Origin of the sequence: Campylobacter sp. 2014D-0258 (assembly GCF_008000495.1) — a bacterium.
GTDB lineage: Bacteria > Campylobacterota > Campylobacteria > Campylobacterales > Campylobacteraceae > Campylobacter_D > Campylobacter_D jejuni.
Window position 1 is genome coordinate 1 of the sequence record NZ_VOAR01000006.1, and the last position, 3,169, is coordinate 3,169.

2 rRNA genes are annotated in these 3,169 nt (G+C 44.1%); both read left to right on the forward strand.

What is annotated here, in order from left to right:
• Positions 1-2,790, forward strand: a 23S ribosomal RNA gene (locus tag SR62_RS00580); the annotation flags it as partial.
• 256 nt (positions 2,791-3,046) lie between these two features.
• Positions 3,047-3,163: ribosomal RNA gene (gene rrf, locus SR62_RS00585) — 5S ribosomal RNA — on the forward strand.
• The last annotated feature ends 6 nt before the right edge of the window (positions 3,164-3,169 follow it).

Sequence of the window (3,169 nt, forward strand, 5' to 3'; positions counted from 1 at the left end):
GCACTGGGGGTTGTAGGACTGCAATGTGCAAGAGGTAAGTTTAGCAGAACATTCTGGAAAGTATAACCATAGAGGGTGATAGTCCCGTATGCGAAAAACAAACCTTAGCTAGCAGTATCCTGAGTAGGGCGGGACACGAGGAATCCTGTCTGAATCCGGGTCGACCACGATCCAACCCTAAATACTAATACCAGATCGATAGTGCACAAGTACCGTGAGGGAAAGGTGAAAAGAACTGAGGTGATCAGAGTGAAATAGAACCTGAAACCATTTGCTTACAATCATTCAGAGCCCTATGTAGCAATACAGGGTGATGGACTGCCTTTTGCATAATGAGCCTGCGAGTTGTGGTGTCTGGCAAGGTTAAGCAAACGCGAAGCCGTAGCGAAAGCGAGTCTGAATAGGGCGCTTAGTCAGATGCTGCAGACCCGAAACGAAGTGATCTATCCATGAGCAAGTTGAAGCTAGTGTAAGAACTAGTGGAGGACTGAACCCATAGGCGTTGAAAAGCCCCGGGATGACTTGTGGATAGGGGTGAAAGGCCAATCAAACTTCGTGATAGCTGGTTCTCTCCGAAATATATTTAGGTATAGCGTTGTGTCGTAATATAAGGGGGTAGAGCACTGAATGGGCTAGGGCATACACCAATGTACCAAACCCTATCAAACTCCGAATACCTTATATGTAATCACAGCAGTCAGGCGGCGAGTGATAAAATCCGTCGTCAAGAGGGAAACAACCCAGACTACCAGCTAAGGTCCCTAAATCTTACTTAAGTGGAAAACGATGTGAAGTTACTTAAACAACCAGGAGGTTGGCTTAGAAGCAGCCATCCTTTAAAGAAAGCGTAATAGCTCACTGGTCTAGTGATTTTGCGCGGAAAATATAACGGGGCTAAAGTAAGTACCGAAGCTGTAGACTTGCACACAACTTAGATTATTTAAGTTTAGAATATGAGAAACTAAGTTATATGTTTAGTTATATTTTTACTGATTTTTATAGAGTAAAGATAGAAATAAAACTTAGTAAAATCAGTAAAAATATTCTTAGGCTAAAGTTAAGTAGTTTAAGTTGTGTGCAAGTGGTAGGAGAGCGTTCTATTTGCGTCGAAGGTATACCGGTAAGGAGTGCTGGAGCGAATAGAAGTGAGCATGCAGGCATGAGTAGCGATAATTAATGTGAGAATCATTAACGCCGTAAACCCAAGGTTTCCTACGCGATGCTCGTCATCGTAGGGTTAGTCGGGTCCTAAGTCGAGTCCGAAAGGGGTAGACGATGGCAAATTGGTTAATATTCCAATACCAACATTAGTGTGCGATGGAAGGACGCTTAGGGCTAAGGGGGCTAGCGGATGGAAGTGCTAGTCTAAGGTCGTAGGAGGTTATACAGGCAAATCCGTATAACAATACTCCGAGAACTGAAAGGCTTTTTGAAGTCTTCGGATGGATAGAAGAACCCCTGATGCCGTCGAGCCAAGAAAAGTTTCTAAGTTTAGCTAATGTTGCCCGTACCGTAAACCGACACAGGTGGGTGGGATGAGTATTCTAAGGCGCGTGGAAGAACTCTCTTTAAGGAACTCTGCAAAATAGCACCGTATCTTCGGTATAAGGTGTGGTTAGCTTTGTATTAGGATTTACTCCGAAAGCGAAGAAACTTACAACAAAGAGTCCCTCCCGACTGTTTACCAAAAACACAGCACTCTGCTAACTCGTAAGAGGATGTATAGGGTGTGACGCCTGCCCGGTGCTCGAAGGTTAATTGATGGGGTTAGCATTAGCGAAGCTCTTGATCGAAGCCCGAGTAAACGGCGGCCGTAACTATAACGGTCCTAAGGTAGCGAAATTCCTTGTCGGTTAAATACCGACCTGCATGAATGGCGTAACGAGATGGGAGCTGTCTCAAAGAGGGATCCAGTGAAATTGTAGTGGAGGTGAAAATTCCTCCTACCCGCGGCAAGACGGAAAGACCCCGTGGACCTTTACTACAGCTTGACACTGCTACTTGGATAAGAATGTGCAGGATAGGTGGGAGGCTTTGAGTATATGACGCCAGTTGTATATGAGCCATTGTTGAGATACCACTCTTTCTTATTTGGGTAGCTAACCAGCTTGAGTTATCCTCAAGTGGGACAATGTCTGGTGGGTAGTTTGACTGGGGCGGTCGCCTCCCAAATAATAACGGAGGCTTACAAAGGTTGGCTCAGAACGGTTGGAAATCGTTCGTAGAGTATAAAGGTATAAGCCAGCTTAACTGCAAGACATACAAGTCAAGCAGAGACGAAAGTCGGTCTTAGTGATCCGGTGGTTCTGTGTGGAAGGGCCATCGCTCAAAGGATAAAAGGTACCCCGGGGATAACAGGCTGATCTCCCCCAAGAGCTCACATCGACGGGGAGGTTTGGCACCTCGATGTCGGCTCATCGCATCCTGGGGCTGGAGCAGGTCCCAAGGGTATGGCTGTTCGCCATTTAAAGCGGTACGCGAGCTGGGTTCAGAACGTCGTGAGACAGTTCGGTCCCTATCTGCCGTGGGCGTAAGAAGATTGAAGAGATTTGACCCTAGTACGAGAGGACCGGGTTGAACAAACCACTGGTGTAGCTGTTGTTCTGCCAAGAGCATCGCAGCGTAGCTAAGTTTGGAAAGGATAAACGCTGAAAGCATCTAAGCGTGAAGCCAACTCTAAGATGAATCTTCTCTAAGCTCTCTAGAAGACTACTAGTTTGATAGGCTGGGTGTGTAATGGATGAAAGTCCTTTAGCTGACCAGTACTAATAGAGCGTTTGGCTTATCTTTAATAAAGCATCACTTCCTTGTTAAGGTTTTTAAGAAGACTTTGAATATAGATAATATTTAGAGTTTAATAGAAATCTTTCAAGTAGAGTTTGTATTAGAACTTGCTCTTAACATTGTTTTTTAAGTATTCTATATAAAAACTTATCAAAGATAAAAGATAAAGAAAAGAAGAAAGAGAATAAAGAAAAAAGTAAAGGAATAAAAGATTAAGTTTTATTCTTAAATTCAATCTTTCAAAGAATATTTAAATAACAATGTCCGTGATTATACAGATGTGGAAACGCCTTGCTCCATCCCGAACCAAGAAGCTAAGCACATCGTGGGTGATGATACTACGCCTTACTGGCAGGGGGAAAGTAGCTCATTGCGGACTTGTTAA